The 652-nt window shown below is 63.3% G+C and carries 1 protein-coding gene; it reads left to right on the top strand.

Annotated features, from left to right (window positions below):
• The coding region (locus tag GM1_RS21325; RefSeq protein WP_008382489.1) for an IS110 family transposase at positions 1–634 on the top strand (634 nt) is incomplete at its 5' end.
• Positions 635–652: the final 18 nt, after the last annotated feature.

The following is a 652-nucleotide window of genomic DNA, read 5'->3' on the forward strand; positions in this document are numbered from 1 at the left end:
GCGAACTCTGGCCAAACGAGCTCGATTCCTCACCGATCAGCACGATGACCTCACTGCACAAGTCTGGGACCTGGCTCGAGAGATGAACCCTGCCCTGTGCGCGGCGTTCGGAGTCGGCCCCGACGTCGCCGCCCAGTTGATGATCACCGCCGGCGCCAACCCCAACCGACTCTCCAGTGAAGCAGCGTTCGCCGCATTGTGCGGCGTGATACCGATACCGGTCTCCTCAGGCAAGACCAACCGGCACCGGCTCTCCCGTGGCGGCGACCGACAAGGCAACAGTGCACTGCACACCATCGCGCTCAGTCGTATGCGGTACCACCCGAAGACCAAGGCCTACCTCGCCCGACAACTGGCCGCCGGACGAACGAAGAAGGACATCCTGCGGATGCTCAAACGAGCGATCGCCCGCGAGATGTTCAAACTCCTGACCCGCCAGATCGAACTCGAGGACTTCTCCGACCTGCGGCCCGCACGCCAAGCCGCCGGGCTGCCACTGACCGTCGTCGCAGCCGCATTCGGAACCTCAGAAACGGAAATCTCGCGCCTGGAACGCAACCTCAAACGAGACGACCACCTCGCCCACAAATACCGCCAATGGCTAGCCGACCACCACCCCGCGAACGCGGCTTGACAACCATAGGAGCATCTC

This window comes from Gordonia malaquae NBRC 108250 (assembly GCF_000344135.1).
Lineage (GTDB): Bacteria > Actinomycetota > Actinomycetes > Mycobacteriales > Mycobacteriaceae > Gordonia > Gordonia malaquae.